Raw genomic sequence first — 19,776 nt, 5'->3', positions numbered from 1 at the left:
TCGGACGAGAGGAGGTGATGAATTAAAACCTTGTATTGGGATTGGATAACTTTATTTTGCGTCGACAATCTGAAGTGACGAAAGGAAGGGTTCATGGATGGCGTGGAAATGGCTGCGCAGCAAGTCGATGCTCTCCGGACTGTTAGTGATGATGCTTCTCGTTTCGTCGATACCTGCCATACCCGGCGCCCGCGTGGGCAATGCCCATGCGGATACGCCTTCGCTCCCGTACGCGGAGGACTTCGAGGACGGCGCCGCGGCCGGATGGACCGTCGTCAATGGTCCCTGGACCGTCGTGAACGACGACTCCAACGTTTATCGGTCCTCTGCCGCAAGTTCTATCGCGCGTACGGTTTACGGCCAGCCAGACTGGGACAATTATGAGGCTACTGCGAGATTCAAGTTGAACAGCTGGGGCTCGACCCAGTTTCAGACCGTTGGCCTGGTGACCCGCTATACGGATACGAACAATTATTATCTGTTCACCTACGACCTGGGCGTGCTGAACATCAAGAAAAAAGTGGCCGGCGCGATGACGGTGCTCGCCAGCGTGCCGTATACGTTAAATGCCGGCGCCTGGTACACGCTGAAGGCCGTGTCCGATCATTCGCGGCTGAAGCTGTCGATGAATGGAACGGAGATTTTATCCGCGATCGACACGGCCCTTTCCGCGGGCAAGCTGGGGCTGCTTACCGCATACGGAGACGTCAGCTTCGACGATATCTCGATTCAGGAGACTCCGCCTCCGTCGGACGTGCAGGCGCCTACGGTTCCGACCGGTCTGACCGCGGCAGAGTCGCCGCCCGGACAGGTCAATCTCGCGTGGTCGGCTTCGACGGACGACGATGTCGTGGCGGGCTATGTCGTGCGCCGCGACGGCAGCGCCCTCGCCATGACGACCTCGGCGAATTATACCGATACGCAAGTGAAGCCCGGCGTTGCTTACACGTATTCTGTAAGCGCTTTCGACCCTTCGGGCAACCATTCGGCCGACGCCAGTCCGGTATCGGTCACGCTGGCTTCCTTCGTGAACGGCACTTCGTTCCGCTCGGATCTCATCGGCGTCCATCCGCGGTTGATCGTGAATCCGGCCTCCGCGAGCGAATTGGCGCGGAGAACGGAAGATGCCGACTACCAGACGTACTACGCCTCCATCATCGCCAAGGCCAACGGGTTCCCGGATACGGTCAACTGGTTCACGTCGAGCTATGGCTCCGATTACGACTGGGAAGTCGTCTCTTTCCGCTTTCCGACCTTGGCGATGGCCTATTACTTGACGAAGGACGACGCGTACAAGACGAAGCTGAGGAGCTACGTGCTCGATGTCGTCAACCGGCCTTCCTGGGGCAACGAATCCGTCGATTACGGCGGTTCGATGGGCAACGCATGCGGGCTGATCGGCGTCGGATTCGCGTACGACTGGGGCTATGACGTCTTTAGCGAGAGCGAGCGCGCCCAGATCGCCTTAAAGCTGAAGCTGCAATCGAAGAAGCTTTACGACGAATTTTTCAATCATATGAGCGGCACGCTCGCTTACTGGAAAAGCGACTACCAGAACAATCACCGGCAATTCCGCATCGAAGGTCTGTTGACGGGGACGGCCGCCGTGCTTGGCGATGTCGGAGACCCGGCTGTCGCGACGATGTACGCATTCGCGGAGCAGGAGCTGGAGACGCTCGTGAACGAGGTCGCGCCCGACGGCTCCCAGCACGAGGGGATGCAGTACATGTCCTTCGGCGACGAGCATGTCGTCCGATCCTTGACGACGTATGAATCCGTCACCGGCGACGGGAGCCTGTGGAACGAGTCCGTTCGGAACATGGGCCTGTTCAAGCTTTACGGTTACGGTCCGGGCTACAAGCGTCTTGCGCCGTATGGCGACGATTCCAACGGCACGGGGTATTTCAACAATTTTCTGTTCAAAGTCGCATCGAAATACGGGGACGCCAAGCTTCAGGCGGCGGCCAAGTCCGCATATGCGGCCGATCCGAATTCGTTCGCCTGGGACGTATGGAATTTTCTCTACTATGACGACTCCCTCGTTCCGGACAGCGCGCCTAACGAGCCCTGGCGATACTTCCCGGACCTGGAGATGGCGAATTTTCGCACCGGGTGGGGAGCGAACGATCTGAGCGTGTCGTTCAAAAGCGGTCCTTCGGGCGGGCACAAGCTGAATGCGTGGAGAGACCGGATCAGTCCGGACGGCACTTATGTCAACGTCGGTCACGATCGGCCGGACGCCGGCAATCTGTACATTGAATTCGCCGGCAAGCGCTGGGCGGAATATCCGCCCTACGACAAGGTCGACCGCTGGACGAAGGACGTCAACTCGCTTCTGGTCGACGGAGTCGGACAATCGGGGGGAAGGCGCGATCGCCTTTTTCCAGCCGACTGTCGGCATGAGGGACGACGCGCGCATTACCGAGTTTTTCGGCAGCCCGGGCTACGGCTTTACGACGGGAGACCTGCATAACGCCTACCCGAACATGAGCAAGATGGATCGCAATCTGCTGTTCGTCGACGGCCGGTATGCCGTCGTGTTCGACGACCTGGCGTCGAGCGGCGGGGAGCGCACGTATCAATTTTTGTACAACAGCAACGGTACGTGGACCGGAGACGCGAGCGGCGGCTATCGGATTACGCAGGGTACGGACAGCATGCAGCTGTTCATGCTTCAGCCCGACGCCTTGACGGCGACCGTGGGTCCGGCGCGCAAAGCGGAGATGGGCACGAATCTGAGCGTCAGCAATTCGGTGCCGTCGACTTCGACGAACTTCCTGGGCGTCTTCTACCCGAAGCTGAACGGCGAGGCGGATCTGGTCAAGCCGACGGTCGTCAAAGATGCGGAAGGCACGAAAATGACGGTGGCGCGGGCGGGAGGGAAAACGGACTACCTGTCGTTCCGCACCGCGGGCACGGGCGCGATTACGACCCCCCTATGCCGACTCGAATGCCCGTTCGCTCGTGTATACGATGAACGGTACGAATCTGGCGAACGCGATGATGATTCAAGGGAACGCGTTGACGATTCCGAACCTGCGCTTCGCTTTCAGCCAGGCCGTCAATGCCCGCTACGCCAAGCAAGACGACGGCTTTAAGCTGTGGGCGTCCAGTCCGAGGGATGCGGCTGCAGCTTCCGGTCAGGTGCTGATAACCGGGCTGGCGCCCGATACGGATTATACGCTGACATGGAGCGACGGAACGACGGAGACGTCCGCCTCGTCCAACGACGGGCAGCTGAACTTGACGCTCGACCTTGCGCAAAGCGATCTGTCCGTATCGGTCGGCGGCCCGACGCCCGCCGATACGAGCGCCCCGACCGCGCCGCGCGGCTTGACGGCCGTGTCGACGGCCAGTTATTCGGTCGATTTGAACTGGACGGCGTCGAGCGACGATATCGGGGTCGGCAAATACGAGGTATATCGCAACTGCGTACCGGTGGGCACGACGTACGGCACTTCGTATACCGATACGGGCCTCACGGCTTCCAGCCGATATTTCTATTCGGTCGTCGCCTACGACTTGGCGGGCAACAGATCGGGCGGACTTGGGGCATGCCGGTCCGTCCCGCCTCCCGACGTGACGCCGCCGACCGTGCCGGGCACGCCGACGGGCGTGCAGACCGGCAAGTCGATCGTGCTGTCGTGGACGGCCGCGACCGACGACCGGAGCTTGAGCGGGTACAAGGTGTACCGGGACGGAAGCGAGATCGCATCTGTCTCCGGTATTACGTATACGGACGGTACGATCGAATCGTCGACGTCTTATTCGTATACGGTCAAAGCCGTCGACGGCAGCGGCAATCTGTCCGCGGCCAGCGCGCCGTTCACGGTCGCGACGCCGAATTTCGTGTCGTATTCTGATTTTGAGAGCGGCTCGGCGGGATGGACGGCGGTTACCGGAACCTGGAGCGTGATCGCCGACGGCAGCGGCGTTTACAAGTCGGGCACGACCTACGATAATTCGGCCGCGATCGGCAGCGATACGTGGACCGATTATGCCGCGGAGACGCGCGTGAAGGTGACCGTCTGGACCTCGACCAATTCGCCGAATGCGGGCATACGCGTTCGGTTCGCGGACGCCAACAATTACTACTTTCTCGGCTACAAGAACAACGTCCTGACCATCTACAGAAGAGTGGCGGGCGCGAACGCCGCCAAAATCTCGAAGCCGTTCACCCTTAATTTGGGCGAATGGTATACGTTCAAAGCGGTCGTACAGGGCACTTCGCTCAAGCTGTACGTGAACGGCAGCCTGGAGCTGACCGCGACCGACGACAAGCTAGCGCAGGGCAAAGCCGGCGTCGACAGCCGGTTCGGCGATTCGCGGTTCGACGATTTTACCGTCACCCAATAAGGAGAGAAAGGATGTGCTTGCTGGCATGAAGACAAGATCCCATGGCAAAACGACCTATAAGGCGCTTGTGCTGGGCCTCGTCGCCGCGATGCTGATGTCCGCCCAGGCGAGCGCCTCGGACGCGACCGCGCCGACCGCGCCCTCCGGACTGACCGCCTACGAGACGGCTGCCGGTACCGTAGAACTCGGCTGGAACGCATCCGAAGACGACACCGGCGTCGACCATTACGCCGTGTTCAGAGACTGCTCGCAGATCGGTACGACTTCCGCGACGGCTTATACGGATTCGGGCGTGCCCGCATCCGCCGACGGCTATTATTACGTGCTCGCCTACGACGCCGCGAACAACGATTCCGGCGGAAGCGGCGCCTGCGTGACGACGCTCGCCCCGGACGTGACGCCCCCGTCCGTGCCCGGCAGCGTCGCCGCAGCGTTGCAGGGGAAGTCGGTCAGGCTGTCGTGGGCGGCGTCTACGGACGATCCCAAACTGGCCGGGTACAAGGTGTACAGGGATAACGTACAGGTCGCAGTCGTAAGCGGAACCCAATATACGGATACGAGCATCGATTCGTCGACGACCTATGCGTATACCGTAGCGGCTTACGACGACAGCGGCAACGTGTCCGCGGCCAGCGCGCCGGTCGCGATGACGACGCCGCATTATTTGCACTTCTCGAACTTCGAGAGCGGAGCCGGCGACTGGTCGGTCGTCACGGGCACCTGGAAGGTCGTGAATGACGGGAGCCGCGTCTACAATTCCGGTACGACCTTCGACAACTCTTCGTCCGTCGGCAGCGCCTCCTGGACCGATTACACCGTGGAGACGCGCGTGAAGGTGAACGGCTGGTCTTCCACCAATTCGCCGAATGCGGGCATTCGCGTCCGATTTGCCGACAAGGACAACTATTATTTTCTCGGCTACAAAAACGGCAGCTTGACCCTCTACCGGCGGGTAGCCGGCGCCAATACCGGTTTGGGCAGCAAGGCGTATACGCTCCAAACCGGCGAATGGTATACGTTCAAAGCCGTCGTGCAGGGCACTTCGCTCAAGCTTTACGTGAACGGCACCCTGGAGGTGTCCGGGACGGACAACAAGCTCGCGGCGGGCAAGGCCGGCTTGGACAACCGGTTCGCGGATGCGCGGTATGACGATTTTACCGTTTGGGACGGATAGCGGTTCTGGATGCCGGCGCAGCGCGCCGGCATCTTTTTTTAGCGCCGATCAGACCACGCTTCGCCAGAAGTCTCGACGGAGACTTCTTTGTACCGCAGACCAAACGACGTTTCGCAAGAAGTCCCAGCCAAGACTTCTTTATCCCGCCGACCAGACGACGCTCGCCGGAAGTCCTACCTGAGACTTCTTTGTCCCGCCGACCAGACGACGCTTCGCAAGAAGTCCCAGCCGGGACTTCTTTATTCCGCCGATCAGACGACGCTTCGCAAGAAGTCCCACCCGGGACTTCTTTATTCCGCCGCGAGACTACGCTTCGCAAAAAGTCCCAGCCAAGACTTCTTTATCCCGCCGATCAGACGACGCTTCGCAAGAAGTTCCACCTGAGACTACTTTGTCCCGCCGATCAGACCATGCCTGCAGAAGTCTCGACGGAGACTTCTTTGTACCGCCGACCAGACGACGCTTCGCAAGAAGTTCCAGCCGAGACTAATTTGTCCCGCCGATCAGACGACGCTCCGCAAGAAGTTCCAGCCGAGACTAATTTGTCCCGCCGATCAGACCACGCTTCGCAAGAAGTCCCAGATGGGACTTCTTTATTCCGCCGACGAGACGACGCTCCGCAAGAAGTCCCAGCTGGGACTACTTTATCCCGCCAGCGAGACGACACTTCGCAAGAAGTTCCAGCTGGGACTACCTTGTCCCGCCGATCAGACCACGCCTCCAGAAGTCTCGACGGAGACTACTTTATCCCGCCGATCAGAAGACGCTCCGCAAGGGGCTGTCTCAAAAGGGTCATAAATAGACCTGGAGAGATAGCCCTGTTTTTTGCTTTAAAAACATACAAAGAAACCGTCCTTTGGTAAAATGGAAGTGTCGAGCAACCATCTACGAAAGGAACGGTTTCTTTGTACATTCAATATAGCATGGACCAACTTTGTCTGCCAATGGATTTGGAAACAGATATTCCTGAAAATCATCTCGTTCGCATCGTGAATAACGCGGTGAACCGTCTGAGTGACGCCATCTTCGACGCAGCTTATCCCGGCGGCGGTCGCCATAGCTATCATCCCAAGATGCTCACCAAGATCATCATCTACGCCTATACCCAGCGCCTCTACTCCTCTCGCCAAATCGCCAAAGCCATTCGGGAAAATATCATGTTCATGTGGCTCGCCGGTCGCCAGCAGCCAGACTTCCGCACCATCAACCGTTTCCGTTCGGAACGGATGAAGGACGTGCTCGAGCAAATTTTTACGGCTGTGCTGGCGCTGCTCTTGGAAGAAAAATATGTGCAGCTGGAGCACTATTTTGTCGACGGCACGAAGATCGAAGCCAACGCCAATCGCTATTCGTTCGTCTGGAAAAAGGCTGTTGTGAAGCAGCACGCCAAGCTGCAAGAAAAGGTCCGGACGCTGTTCGGGGCCATCGAAGCCGCAGAAGCGCAAGAGGACGCCGAGCATGCCGGAGCAGATCTGTTGGAGCTTGGAGAATCGTCGGCGTTCACGGCGGACCGGCTCGAGCAGGCGGTTCAGCGATTGGAAGAAAAACTGCAGGAGAGGCCTAAAGACAAGCCGCTCAAGAAAGCGGTTCGTTTGCTGCGAAAGGACCTGTTGCCGCGTCTTCAAAAGTACGAGCATCAAGAGGCGCTATTCGGCGACCGAAACAGCTTTAGTAAGACCGATCCGGACGCCACATTCATGCGAATGAAAGAAGATCATATGCGAAATGGCCAGCTGAAGCCGGGCTATAATGTGCAGATCGGAACGGAGAATCAATTCGTGCTCGGATACAGCGTCCATCAGCGGCCAACAGACACCAGATGTCTAAAGCCACATCTGGAAGGCGTTAAAGAAAAGCTGGGCAAGCTGCCGGGTACCGTCATTGCGGACGCAGGCTACGGCGGTGAGGAGAACTACGCGTACCTGGAAGAGGAGCAAATACACGCGCTCGTGAAGTACGGTACCTACCACAAAGAAAAGAGTAGAGCCTGGAAGAAGGATATCGGAAAGATCGACAACTGGAGCTACAATGAAGAAGAAGACAGTTGGACCTGCGCAGCCGGTCAAAAGCTTACGTTCCGTTACGAAAGCACAACGACGACGGAGAGTGGCTACGAAATACGCACGCGCCATTACCGGAGCGCAAACTGCGAAGGTTGCCCGCTAAGGGCCGCATGCACCAAAGCCAAAGGAAACCGAGAGATATCCGTAAGCCTGAGGTACTGGCGGCAAAAGAATGAAATGCGGGAACGACTGCGGAGCGAGAAAGGCTACGAGTTGTCCGTCCGCCGCATGATCGAGCCGGAGAGCGTATTCGGCCAGGTGAAGAACAACCGGGGATTCCGGCGCTTTCTGCTTCGAGGCTTAGAGAAGGTAAGCCTAGAGGTCGGGTGGCTTTGCCTTGCCCATAATCTGCTCAAAAAAAGTAGCAATAGACCAAAAACGCAAACGGGACGAAGCAGGAAAGTTCTCTGCTTCGTCCCGTTTGACGTTTCCGGCTTCATTTCAGCTATCTGCTTCAACTTCAGAAGGGCTTTTGGGACAGCCCCTTATTCCGCCGACGAGACGACGCTCCGCAAGAAGTCCCAGCCGGGACTTCTTTGTCCTGCTGACCAGACGACGCTTCGCAAGAAGTCCCAGCCAAGACTACTTTGTACCGCCGATCAGACGACGCTCCGCAAGAAGTTCCAGCAGAGACTAATTTGTCCCGCCGATCAGACGACGCTCCGCAAGAAGTTCCAGCCGAGACTAATTTGTCCCGCCGATCAGACCACGCTTCGCAAGAAGTCCCAGCTGGGACTTCTTTGTCCACAGGTTAGAACGTATAAAAATCCGGTAGGTAACGCTGTACAGCGCCTCTTCGGCTCGGAACCCGCCGCAGTGCCGGCAGGTAAAGCTGTACAGCGCCTCTTCGGCTCGGAACCCGCCGCAGTACCGGCAGGTAACGCTGTACAGCGCCTCTTCGGCTCGGAACCCGCCGCAGTACCGGCAGGTAACGCTGTACAGCGCCTCTTCGGCTCGGAACCCGCCACAGTGCCGGCAGGTAAAGCTGTACAGCGCCTCTTCGGCTCGGACTATGATGGTTTTCTCTTCATGTGCGATCGTACGGAAAATATGCGCGATATTACATAAATAGATGGAAATGGTTGTTTAGAGATATGCGGCATAGTAGATTATCGTTGTTTCTATTCAAATCATTCCATTTCAAAACGAGAGGACGTGTATGATGAAAATTCGCAAATGGTTAATGGGGGCCTTGGTGGCGGCGGCGACGCTTCCTGCCGCGACGGCCAGCGCCGCGACAGGCGCGTCCGTCACCAACATCACGGCTAATTCGCTGCAGCTGAACTGGACGCTTCAGCCGGGCGAAGGCGTCGTGACCGTCTACCAGAACGGCAGCTATCTGACGACCTACGCGGGCAACGGCATGATCGTCAACGGACTGACGCCGTGCACCGCCTACACGTTCACCGTTGCCGGCGACAGCGGGTACGGGACGACTTCGGCCGCGGCCACCACGCTCGGCTGCGCGCCGGCTCCGACGGCGCCATCGATTGCGTATACGAGTAGTTATTCGTCCATAAATTTATCGTGGACCGCCTCCAACGCCGTAAGCTACGAAGTGTACAGAGACAATGTGCTGCTCGGCACCACGAGCGGCACCTCGTATACGTTCGGCGGAACGCCGAGCCGAGCCTATGCGGTGCGGATCGTCGCGCTGAATAGCACGGGGCAATCGGCATCCGCCTCGATCACCGCGACAACCCAAGCCTTCTTGGGAACGTGGACGAGCGCGTTGGCATCTGGCAATATTCGCGTCGGGGGCGCCTGGACCAATACGAGTTCGGTTTACGGCACGTCCATGAACATGACGCTGTATCGCGTCACGTCGGCCGGAGACGTCTATGTCGGCAGCAACTCCGCCTACATCGGCCCGGGTCAGACGGTCGGCGGGTGGTACAATCTCGCGAGCAACCAGCCTTCCGGCACGTACAAGGTCGTATTGACTTCCGATTACGCGATCACGTCGGGCGCCACGCTCGGCACGTACTAGCCATTTCGGAGTCTGCCAGCTTCGCGGAACGGCCTTTGTCCTGAACGTTAAGGACGAAGGCCGTTTTATTTTCCCGGGATCGCTCAGGTCGATTTATGCCTGTAATCTTGCGGCGTCAGTCCGTAGTGCTCCTTGAACAGCTTGATGAAATACTGCGGCTTGTGGTAGCCGATCGCCGAAGCGACGTCGCTGACCTTGAGCTCGGGCTGTTCGAGCAGCAGCTCGCGGGCCCGCTGCATACGCGCCCTGTAAAGATAATCGCTTATGTTTTCGCTCATCTTGCTCTTGAACAGCGACGACAGGTATGCCGGATGCAGGCCGACGTGGTCCGCCGCCGACTGGAGCGTGGCATCGGCGAGCCGTTCCGCGATGAACTGCTGCACCTTGCGGATGAGCGCGGCCTGCTCGTTGTTCCATTCGCTCTTGGTCATCTCCTGCAGCCGTTCGAGCGTGTGCGCGACCCAGTCCTGGAGCTGGCGCATCTGGCGGAACCGGCCGGCGTCGCCGGGCTTGTCGGGCTCGGACGGGAAGATGTCGTGGAGACTGAGGCCGTTCTTGTGGGCAAAAAAAGCTAAAAGCCCCCATCGCGTGATAATAAAGCTCGAGCAGCGTCTCCCGCGATTCCATCCCCTTATCCGCGACTTCCTGGAAGACGGTATCCCACTTCGAACGGATCGCCTCCCATTGGCCGATCTCGGACAACTGAATGAACGTCGGCGACTCGTACAGGCTGTGGATGCGGTAGGGCATCTCCGGCGTGGCGGCATCCTGCAGCCGGATGAGCAGATCCGTCCCGCCGCCGAGCTGACGGGCGAACACGGCCAGCGAATCCCGGTACATGCCGCGCAGGCCAAGCGACATAACTTGCCAATCGCCCAGGACGATCGAGATGCTGCTCTTCAGAAATTGCCTGACGTGCTGCTGCAGCCGCGAGGCCAGATGCTCGAACGATTGCTGCCGGGCGAGCTCGGGCTGCGGATCCTGCGACAGCCACGTCTCCTCCCGGACTTTGAGAATGAATACCTCGTAATCGTAGGCATCGCGGCCGTGCCAGACCTGGAACAGATCCGAGAACGTCTCTTCCGCGATGTTGGCGACGGCGGACGCGAGCAGGGACTGGTCCCGCCAATTCAGCTCCTCCGCGGACGACTCGATGCGCACCAGACACATCGCCGTCAGGTCTCCCGGGCGAAACGGCAGCTGATAATAAGCCAGCTTCTCCTCCAACAGCTCGGGCGGCAGCTTACGACCCTGCAGCAGATCCGTCAGCAGCTTCTCCCTGAACAACGGCATGTGCTCGCGAACCATATCCATGGCCTTCTGCTGTCTGCCGCGCTCGTCCCACTCGAGGCGAAGCGCCTCCGTCAGCCGGCGCACCGTGCCGGCCAGCTCCTCGTGATCCACGGGCTTCAGCAGGTAGCCGTCGACCTGCTGCCGGATCGCCTCCTGCGCATAATCCCATTCCCCGTACCCGGACAGCAGAATGCTTTTAAAGTGCTTGTCGTATTTTTTAAGCTGCTGGATCAGCTCCAGGCCGGAGATGCCGGGCATGCGGATGTCTGTGAGGACGATATCGACAGGGCTGGTCTTGCAAAATTCGAGCGCCTCTTCGCCGGAAAACGCCTTGTGCACCTTTCCGATCCCCAGCTCCTGCCAGGACACATTGCGTTCGAGGCTGTCCACGAGGTGAGCGTGGTCGTCGACGATGAGCAGTTCGTACATGCAGGCTCCCCCCCATGGTTCGATTCCTTGCGCTACCTTGCGATTTTTTGCATTCGCCTACTGCTTACGATACCACGGCAGCCGCGAGAGCGGCGCTTCAATCTCCAATACGGCGGGACCTTCGACAAGACTGCCGTCGTCGCCCCTCCAGCGGCCTTCGGGGAAATGAACGACCCTGGTCGTCTGTCCCTTGACGACGACCGGCGCGACGAGCAGGTTCGAGCCGAGCAGGAACTGATCCTGCACGAGCGCGTAGCCTTGGCCCGGATACTCGAATTCCAGGCTGCGCAGCATCGGCAGGCCGTCGATCGCCGCCTGACGGGCGAGCGCCAGCAGCTCTTCGCCGAGCTCGGTCCGCAGCCGCACGGCGTCCAGGCACCAGGCCAGCTCGTCGCCGCCCAGCACGCGCCAGGGCGCCATGGAGAACTGCAAGACCGGGAACAGCGCTGCGCACTGCGCATACCGGACGAACAGCTCGCTGTCGAAGCGGAAATCGGGAGAGTTAATGTCGCCGTCCATGCCGCCGCCGATCATGTCGGGGCAGTTGAACGCGTAGCCGAGCAGCCCCTGCGCGATGGCGTTCGGGATCAGGCCGCCGAGTCCGCTCGCGTCCCAGGTGTGCGTCTTGTCCCGCTGGCGCTGGATGAGCGCTTGCCCGCCGAGCTTCCAGCACATGCGCAGCTCGACGAGCGAGTAGCCGACGCCAAGCGATGCGTAAGCCTCGCAGTCCTCGAGCTCGCGCAGCGGACGCGTCCACGCGACGGGCTGCGTCACGTCGGGCGCGTCCGGCAGGATCGGCTCGCCGGCGTCGAGCTTGAAGCCGGCGACGCCGTAGTCCGCGATCAGCCGGTCCATCTGCCGCCTGAACCAGGCCGCGCCTTCCGCCTTCGTATAGTCGACGACGGCGCTGTAGCCGTTCCACCACTGACGCAGCACAGGCGCTCCGTCGTGGCCTGTCATGAGCAGCCCGCCGCTTCGAAGCTCCTTGAAGATCGTGCAATCCGCGCTCACATAGGGGCACATCCACAGCATCACCTTGAAGCCCAGGCGATGCAGTTCGGCCACCATGGCAGCCGGATCGGGGAACCGGTGTTTGTCAAAGTCCCACATGCCGTAGTCCTTCATCCAGTTGTCGTCGACGATGAGAATGCCAGGCGGCAGCCCGTTCGCCAGGATCGCTTCCGCGTAGCGGATGATCTTGTCCTGCGTGGGCGCGTAGAACATCTCGATCCAAGTGCAGTACTGCGGCGCCGTGAAGGCGAGCGCGTCGGGGATGTGGCCCGACGGCGGAAAGTGAGCGCTGCTGGCATGCATGTATGCGCCTTTGAGCGAACCATGCCCTTCTTCCAGGATAACCTTGCCTGCGCCGGGCGAGACGGACAGCCCTTCCTCGTCCGCGCGGAAGACGAACGGCTCCTCGCTCCAGAGGTATCGGCCCCGGCTGGACAGCAGCAGGGGAGAGGCCTGATTATCGTCTGTCATGCGCAGATCTCTCGTATGGACCGTTTGTCCAAAGGGCATCGCGCTGCCTTCGTTGATAACGCCGCCCCACCAATATTCGTCGGGCAGCCTGGCGATCGATAGGTCGGTCATGACTTCATTCTCCTTGTCTGTAACGGACGGATGCGGGCGGAAGCCGGCGATTGTTGCGTCCTCGTTCAGCTGATTTTGGCTTCAGTTGTAATTATGCAGACAACGCGGACGGCTGGAAAGCGGATCTAAAGAATGTGGCCGCAATCTTAAAATCGGGGCATATCAACGCGCAAATCCCGTGCCTTATGATGAGAGCGTCAAGAGCTCACGACGAACATCAGCCAAAAACGAGGGGGATATCACGATGAACGCAAGAAAGAAATCGAAAGCGGCTTCGGCGGCAGGCGTGCTGCTCGTCGCTTCGCTGGCGCTGGCTGCCTGCGGCGGCAATTCGAACAACGGAGAGGGCGCGGCAAGCAGCGCGCCGGCTTCGGCAGGGGGCGCTTCGAGCCCCGCGGCGAGCAAGCCGGCAGGCGGCGACGGCGGCAAAGCCGTCACGATCTCGTACACGATCTGGGACAAGAACCAGCAGCCGGCCATGGAGGCGATCGCCAAGGCGTTCACCGACCAGAATCCGAACATCAAGGTCAAGGTCGACGTCATCCCTTGGGGCGACTACTGGACCAAGATGTCCGCGGCCGCGCCGGCAGGCACGCTGCCCGACGTCTTCTGGATGCACGGCGGCCAGTTCATCAAGTACGCGACCGGCCAGTTCCTCGAGCCGATCACGGACAAGGTACAAGCCGGCGAGATCGATCTGAACAACTACGCCGCGAACCTGGGCTCGATCTACACGCTCGACGGGCAGAACTACGGCATTCCGAAGGACTTCGATACGATCGGCCTCGCTTACAACAAGGAGCTTTTCGATCAGGCGAGCATTCCGTACCCGGACGATACGTGGACCTACGAGAAGCTAGCCGAAGTCGCCAAGAAGCTGAGTCAGCCGGACAAAGGCATCTACGGCTTCGGCGCCAAGCTGGACACGCAAGCCGGCTACTGGAACGACATTCTGGCCAACGGCGGCCACATTTTGAACGACGATATGACCAAGTCAGGCTACGACGAGCCGGCGACCATCGAGGCGCTCAAGGCCCGCTACCAGCTGATCCTCGACAAGGCTTCGCCGACGCACCAGCAGATGACCGACACGGACGCGGTCGAGATGTTCAAGTCCGGCAAGCTCGCGATGATTTTCGACGGCTCGTGGGATAACGGCAACCTGGCCAGCAGCGACATCATCAAAGGCAAGTACGACTGGGCGAAGCTGCCGATAGGCAAGGTCAAGCGCGGCAACATCATCAACGGCCTCGGCAACGTCATGTCCGCGAAGGGCAAGCACAAGGAAGAGTCCTGGCAGTTCCTGAAGTTCCTCGGCTCGAAGGAAGCGGCCGACATCACGGCGCAAATGGGCGCGGCGATCCCGGCGTTCAACGGCACGCAGGATGCATGGGTGAAGTCCAAGCCGGACCTGAACCTGCAGGTGTTCATCGATCAGACGGCGGACGCGGTGCCTTATCCGAGCGGCTCGAAGTCTTATCCGGTCTGGTTCGCGAAGGAGAGCGAGATCATGTCCCAGGCATGGGGCGGCGCGATCTCGGTCGAAGAAGGCGCCAAGAAGGTCGCGGAAATGATGAATCAGGCGATCGCGGACGCGAAGTAAGCATCGTCTCAAGAGGCGAAATCGTCGAAGGCGATCCCGTTAGCGGGACGCCTTCGGCCATGATGGGGTGAACGCAATGAACGCAAAGAGCAGGTACGCATGGGCCTACGTGATGATCGCCCCTACCTTGATCGGGACGCTGGTGTTCTGGCTGTGGCCGGCGATCTACTCGGTTTACCTGGGCTTCCTGAAGTCCGAAAATTTCGGCATGGACAATCACTGGGTGGGCCTCGCCAACTACGAGCGGTTGTTCAAGGACGACGAGTTTTGGCAAAACCTCCGCAATACGATGCTGTACGTCGTATTGTTCGTGCCGCTAACGATCGTGTTGTCTACGTTTTTCGCCGTTCTGATGAACGCGAAGATCAAGGGCAGGTCCGCGTACCGGGTCATCTACTTCCTCCCGCAGGTTACGATGGCCGCCGCCGCGGCTATGGTGTGGGTCATTATTTTCGCGCAGGACTACGGCCTGCTGAACTCCGCGATCGGCACGCATATCGCCTGGATCTCGGATAAACGGTTCGCCATGTACGCGCTCGTCATGGTCGGCGTATGGGGCGCGATCGGCTTCAACATGCTGCTGATCCTGGCGGGTCTCCAGGGCATCCCGCGTCCGCTGTACGAAGCGGCCGAGCTCGACGGCGCCGTAGGCTTCCGCAAGTTCCGCTATATTACGCTCCCGCTGCTGACGCCGACGCTGTTTTTTACGTCCATCGTGCTCGTCATCGGCGCCACGCAAATTTTCGACAGCATCTATCTGATCATCGGCAAGACGAACGTCGCGCTGCCTTCCGTGCGCTCGCTCGTGTACGCCTATTACCAGAATTCTTTTATCTACTACGATCAGAATTACGGCGCGGCAATCGTTAACATCCTGCTCGTCATCAACCTGATCCTGACCGGCTTCCAGTTCCTGATGCAAAAAAAATGGGTGGTTTACGACTGAGGAGGTACGAATATGAGCGGCGTCGCCTCTGCCAAGCGTAGAAGCAATATCGTCATTCACTTGATTCTCATCGCGGGAGCCGTCATCATGGTGCTTCCGTTCCTCTGGATGGTCCTCACGTCGCTCAAGACGACGACGGAGGCGACCCAGATTCCGATTCGACTGTTCCCTGCGGAGCCCAGCCTTCGCGGCTATAAGGATGCGCTCGCGCAGTCCCCTTTCTGCACTACTACGCCAACACGCTGATGGCGGCGTTCATGAAGACGCTTTTTCCCGTCGTTTTCAGCGCCATGGCGGCCTTCGCGTTCGCGCGCATTCGCTTTCCGGGCAGCGCCTTGTGCTTCTTCCTGATCATCTCGGTCATGATGGTGCCGAACCCGGTCTTTTATACGCCGCAATACATGATGATGAGCAAGCTCGGACTCGTCAACTCGGTGACCGCGCTCTGGATCGCTTCGCTCGTCAGTCCGTTCGCGACCTTCTTGCTGCGGCAATTTTTCCTAGGCATCTCCAAGGAGCTGGAGGAGGCCGCCGTGCTCGACGGCTGCAATCCGTTCCAGATCTTCCGCCACATCATGCTGCCGCTGGTGAAGTCGGCGCTCGTCGCGATCGTCATCATCCAACTGCTCTGGTCGTGGAACGATCTGCAATGGCCGCTCATCATCAACAGCTCGCCCGAGAAGCTGACGCTGTCCGCAGGACTTGCGACGCTCGTATCGATGTTCGGCACGGACTATCCGGTGCTCACGGCCGGCGCGTTCATGGCGGTCATTCCGATGCTCGTCCTATTCTTGATCTTCCAGCGGCGGTTCATCGAAGGCGTCGCGTTCAGCGCGAGCAAGGGTTGAGGCGGCTTCGATCCTGGCGGCGCCTGCGCGCTGCCAGGGCTGCCGGTTTGTGAGGGCCTTTAAGTAACTAGATCATTGGTAGCTGTAACCGCAAAAGTGAGGTTGGAGCGGCAAGAGTAACTTGATTGGTAGCTGTAAGCGAGAAAGGCGCGGTTACAGCAAAGCAGCGCGACTGTAAGCGATGAATGCGCTGTTGCAGCGCGGTTCGGACGTGCGAGGGTAGCTGTAAGCGAGGAATGCGAGGTTACAGCGAAGCGGCGCGAGGGAGGGGGGGTTACAGCCCGCCATCCCACTCTTTCACATTTTTATGATAACGCTATCATTGGTAAAAACAATTAAGGAGGATTCGCGATGCATCCATTGTCGGCCCATCAGATTCGAAAATCGTCATTCAGCTTTTTTCTGGCGATGTGTTTGCTCTTGAGCACGGTGCTGGCAAATACGGCGGCGCCGAGCCGAGCCAATGCCGCTAGCCCGGACCCGACGCGCGTTCCGGTCAATCCCTATCCGAGCCCGGTGGCGGACAGCGCGCTGGCCAAGCACGATCTGACCGCCGCGCCCAGCCCGCTGGACAATCCACTTAAAGGCTTCGCCCCCTTTTATCCGTGGGACAACGAGTCTTCGCTGCCCCACAGCCTGGAGTGGTTCTACGTTCCGCTCAAGGCGGTCATGAACGGCCCGAATTCATTCACGTTCGACGCTGGGATCGAACCGCAGCTCAATGCCATTGCCGCACGCGGCAATCAGGCGGTGCTTCGCGTCTATCTCGAATATCCCGGCGAAGCCGACGCGATCCCGCAGTTCATGCATGACGACGGCATCGCCATGCGACACAACGATGCCTTCAATCAGGACGAACCCGATTACGACGATCCGCGCATGGTCGCTTATTTGACCAACTTCATTCAAGCGTTCGGCGCCAAGTACGACGGCGATCCGCGCATCGGCTTTATCCATATGGGCCTCGTCGGTCTGTGGGGCGAGTGGCATACTTGGCCGTACGACGCGGATACGAGCAGCGACAGCTACCCGGACCATATGCCGAACGCCACGACGATCAACGCCATTTTTAACGCCTACGACACGGCCTTTAATCACACTAAATTAGAGGTTCGCAACCCCGGCCTGCCGGGCGCGGGCGATTATAACTTCGGCTATCATGACGATTCGTTCGGCTTCAAGGAAGGGAATCCGCTGCAGAGCGTAACCCAGCCGGAGAGCATGGGCGGCGCCTACTATTCGTTCATGACGCAAATGCTGGATGCCGGTTCGGAAAACAAATGGATCGCGGAGTCGATCGGCGGCGAGGTCCGTCCGGAGATCCAGGAGCGCTTTTTCAGCGGCGGCGCCGACGTCGACGAAGCGATCGACGACATCGAGCTTACGCATGCGACGTGGATGATCAACCATAAAGGCGTCGGCAGCTACAGCGCGAACGATGCCAAGGTGGCTGCGGGCATCCGCAAAATGGGCTACGATCTGAACGTGAAGAGCGCTTTTTTACAACAATGTGGCGCAGGGAGCCCCGCTCAAGGTCGGCGTGATCATTCAGAATAACGGCGTGGCGCCGTTCTCCTATCCCTGGAAGGTACGGCTGGGCGTGAAAAACGCGTCCGGGAAGCTGGTCAAGCAATGGGACACGACATGGGACATCACGAAGGTGCAGCCTGCGCAGATCCGCACGTATCCGGAGTGGAACGTTCCTGGGAATCCAAAGTACGTGCCGTTCGGCGAGCCGTATTACTTTGATACGACCATCGACGATCCGGCCTTGAGCGACGGTTATTACTACCTGGTCATGAAAGTCGTCAATCCGCTCGAGGCGATCAGCAGCAAAGCGAAGCAGGTCGGATTCGCGAACGCGGATCAGGACAAGGAAGGCTGGCTCAACCTCGGCACGGTGCTGATGGGGGACTGCGCGTCGCCATGCTCGCCGCCGCCGACAACGCCGCCGCCGCCGCCGACGAAGCTGCTCGTCGATAATTACGACGGGACGCCGGCCTGGTCGGCAAGCACGCAGAACGATCTGAATCAATGGACCGGCTCCAGCAACTTCGCGAACGGCAATGGCGCGGGCGTCGTTGAAAACGGCGCGCTCGCCCTTCAATATCAGAATATGTCCCGTTTAGAGACGAATATCGGTCGCAACCTGGCCGCAACGAACAAGCTCGTCATTCGGGCGAAAGGCGCCGCCGGCGGCGAAGAAAGCCAGATCAACCTCACGATCGGCGGCGTTACGAAGACGCTCGGTCAATTCAGCGGCGACACGTTAACGACAAGCTATAAGGATCTTGTGATCGATCTGCCTGCAAAAGGCGTGGATCTGTCGCAGACGATCTGGAGCATCGCCCTGGCGCAAGCGACCTGGAATACGACGGGCACCATCTATATCGATGAAATTTACTTCACGGACAAATACGAAACGGATACGGAAACAGGCGGCGGCAACGGGAATGGTCCGGACACGCCGACGAATCCGGGCACCGGCACGCCGGGGCTGATCGAAGACTTCGAGTCCTATGCGAACGATGCGGCTATCGGTCAAGCATGGACGGAAGCCTGGTCGGACAAGCCGGGCTCGGTGACGAGAGCGCTCGGCCAAGCGAGCGGGAGCAAGGGCCTCCGGCTGTCCGTCGCCACCGCGGATTCGGAGTGGGCGAATATTATCCACGCGATCCCTCAAGACAAGCGGGATTGGTCCCGCTACGACGGCTTAAGCTTCTGGGTGAACAACACGACGAGCGACAGCAAGGACTTTAGCTTAAACGTCGCGCTCGAGACGCCCGTCACCAAGGGTGAGTTCGGGTTAAAGGACGGCGGATCGGCCTACACGCTCGCCGCCGACGGAAGCTGGCGCGCAGCGGCGTTTAACGGCGCTTCGCTGAACGTTCCTGCGGGATTCAGCGGCGTCGTCAGAATTCCTTGGGACCAATTCGTTCAAGCCGCCTGGCAGTGCGACGGCGATCAGGCGGCATGCGCGGCCGCGCTGGACCCGAGCGAGATCGACGGACTCCAGTTCGGCTTCCCGCCCAAGGGCTACACCCAAAATGTCGTCACGATCGATGACATCGCACTTTATCGGGCAGACCGCAGCCTGGACAGCTTCGATACCTATGCGGACGATGCCGCGCTGCAGAACGTCTGGAAGATCGACTGGGAGGACGGCGATCCATCCGTGCTTCGGACGCTCGACAAGACGAACGTGGCGAACGGCGCGCAGGCGATGAAATTGTCCGTTGTTCCGCCGTCCGGCAAGCCCGCGTCCAATTGGGTTAATATCAAGCGCGCGGCGTTTACCGGGACGGACACGGACTGGACCGACTACGAGGGTCTAACCTTCTGGTTGAACAATGCGTCGCCGAGCGGCAAAAGCATGGATCTCAACGTAGCGCTGGTTACGGACGCGTCGAAAGGGGGAGTTTTCCTTAAAAGCCGGCGGCGCCGTCAAGTTCTATAACGCTGCGGACGGCTGGAAGACGAC

At 59.5% G+C, this 19,776-nt stretch carries 13 protein-coding genes and 2 pseudogenes; 12 read left to right on the top strand and 3 right to left on the bottom strand.

Going from position 1 to position 19,776, the window contains the following annotated elements:
* The first annotated feature begins 97 nt into the window (after nt 1–97).
* The 6 genes and pseudogenes from OMP38_RS10495 to OMP38_RS10470 all read left to right on the top strand — a co-directional run bounded on the left by OMP38_RS10495 (nt 98) and on the right by OMP38_RS10470 (nt 9,583).
* Nucleotides 98–2,473 carry a DUF4962 domain-containing protein gene (locus OMP38_RS10495; RefSeq protein ID WP_277565018.1) on the top strand — a complete coding sequence of 792 codons (2,376 nt, stop codon included), beginning with the start codon at nt 98–100 and terminating at the stop codon, nt 2,471–2,473.
* Nucleotides 2,400–3,098 (top strand): heparinase II/III family protein, encoded by a 699-nt coding sequence (locus OMP38_RS10490; RefSeq protein WP_277565017.1) that lies wholly within the window; start codon nt 2,400–2,402, stop codon nt 3,096–3,098. Before OMP38_RS10495 ends, OMP38_RS10490 begins: the two co-directional genes overlap by 74 nt.
* A complete protein-coding gene (locus OMP38_RS10485; RefSeq protein ID WP_338130498.1) occupies nt 3,001–4,356 on the top strand; it encodes a 3-keto-alpha-glucoside-1,2-lyase-like domain-containing protein in 1,356 nt (451 codons plus the stop codon). The genes OMP38_RS10490 and OMP38_RS10485 overlap by 98 nt, the downstream gene beginning before the upstream one ends.
* 25 nt (nt 4,357–4,381) lie before the next feature.
* The gene (locus OMP38_RS10480; RefSeq protein ID WP_277565016.1) at nt 4,382–5,530 is read left to right on the top strand and encodes a rhamnogalacturonan endolyase family protein; all 1,149 of its coding nucleotides are present in this window, start codon (nt 4,382–4,384) and stop codon (nt 5,528–5,530) included.
* Nucleotides 5,531–6,435: 905 nt separating this feature from the next.
* A pseudogene (locus OMP38_RS10475) lies at nt 6,436–7,950 on the top strand (IS1182 family transposase); the annotation flags it as partial.
* An 805-nt stretch (nt 7,951–8,755) separates the two neighbouring features.
* On the top strand, nt 8,756–9,583 hold the full coding sequence (locus OMP38_RS10470; protein ID WP_277565015.1) for a fibronectin type III domain-containing protein: 828 nt from the start codon (nt 8,756–8,758) through the stop codon (nt 9,581–9,583).
* Between the two features lie 83 nt (nt 9,584–9,666).
* On the opposite strand, the gene OMP38_RS35745 is transcribed toward OMP38_RS10470, so the two are convergent.
* From OMP38_RS35745 to OMP38_RS10460, 3 genes and pseudogenes are all read right to left on the bottom strand, one after another.
* Nucleotides 9,667–9,861: a helix-turn-helix domain-containing protein gene (locus OMP38_RS35745; protein WP_420869607.1), complete on the bottom strand. Its 195-nt coding sequence runs from the start codon at nt 9,859–9,861 to the stop codon at nt 9,667–9,669.
* A gap of 1,108 nt (nt 9,862–10,969) precedes the next feature.
* Nucleotides 10,970–11,305, bottom strand: a pseudogene (locus OMP38_RS35740) (response regulator); the annotation flags it as partial.
* Between the two features lie 57 nt (nt 11,306–11,362).
* The gene (locus OMP38_RS10460; RefSeq protein WP_277565013.1) at nt 11,363–12,898 is read right to left on the bottom strand and encodes a glycoside hydrolase family 31 protein; all 1,536 of its coding nucleotides are present in this window, start codon (nt 12,896–12,898) and stop codon (nt 11,363–11,365) included.
* 244 nt (nt 12,899–13,142) lie between these two features.
* Between OMP38_RS10460 and OMP38_RS10455 the strand changes: the two genes are divergently transcribed.
* From OMP38_RS10455 to OMP38_RS10430, 6 genes are all read left to right on the top strand, one after another.
* Entirely contained in the window at nt 13,143–14,501 is a 1,359-nt protein-coding gene (locus OMP38_RS10455; protein WP_277565012.1) for an ABC transporter substrate-binding protein, read from the top strand.
* Between the two features lie 76 nt (nt 14,502–14,577).
* Nucleotides 14,578–15,447, top strand: a complete 870-nt coding sequence (locus OMP38_RS10450; protein ID WP_277565011.1) for a carbohydrate ABC transporter permease — start codon at nt 14,578–14,580, stop codon at nt 15,445–15,447.
* Nucleotides 15,448–15,459: 12 nt separating this feature from the next.
* Nucleotides 15,460–15,693, top strand: a complete 234-nt coding sequence (locus tag OMP38_RS10445) for an ABC transporter permease family protein (protein ID WP_277565010.1) — start codon at nt 15,460–15,462, stop codon at nt 15,691–15,693.
* Nucleotides 15,694–15,704: 11 nt separating this feature from the next.
* Nucleotides 15,705–16,295, top strand: a complete 591-nt coding sequence (locus OMP38_RS10440; protein WP_277565009.1) for a carbohydrate ABC transporter permease — start codon at nt 15,705–15,707, stop codon at nt 16,293–16,295.
* 351 nt (nt 16,296–16,646) lie between these two features.
* Entirely contained in the window at nt 16,647–17,852 is a 1,206-nt protein-coding gene (locus tag OMP38_RS10435) for a hypothetical protein (protein WP_277565008.1), read from the top strand.
* Nucleotides 17,836–19,752, top strand: a complete 1,917-nt coding sequence (locus tag OMP38_RS10430; RefSeq protein ID WP_277565007.1) for a carbohydrate binding domain-containing protein — start codon at nt 17,836–17,838, stop codon at nt 19,750–19,752. The genes OMP38_RS10435 and OMP38_RS10430 overlap by 17 nt, the downstream gene beginning before the upstream one ends.
* Nucleotides 19,753–19,776 lie beyond the last annotated feature (24 nt).

The organism is Cohnella ginsengisoli, from assembly GCF_029525555.1.
GTDB lineage: Bacteria > Bacillota > Bacilli > Paenibacillales > Paenibacillaceae > Cohnella > Cohnella ginsengisoli.
Note: the sequence above shows the minus strand (reverse complement) of the source record. Positions and strands in the feature narration are given on the sequence as shown.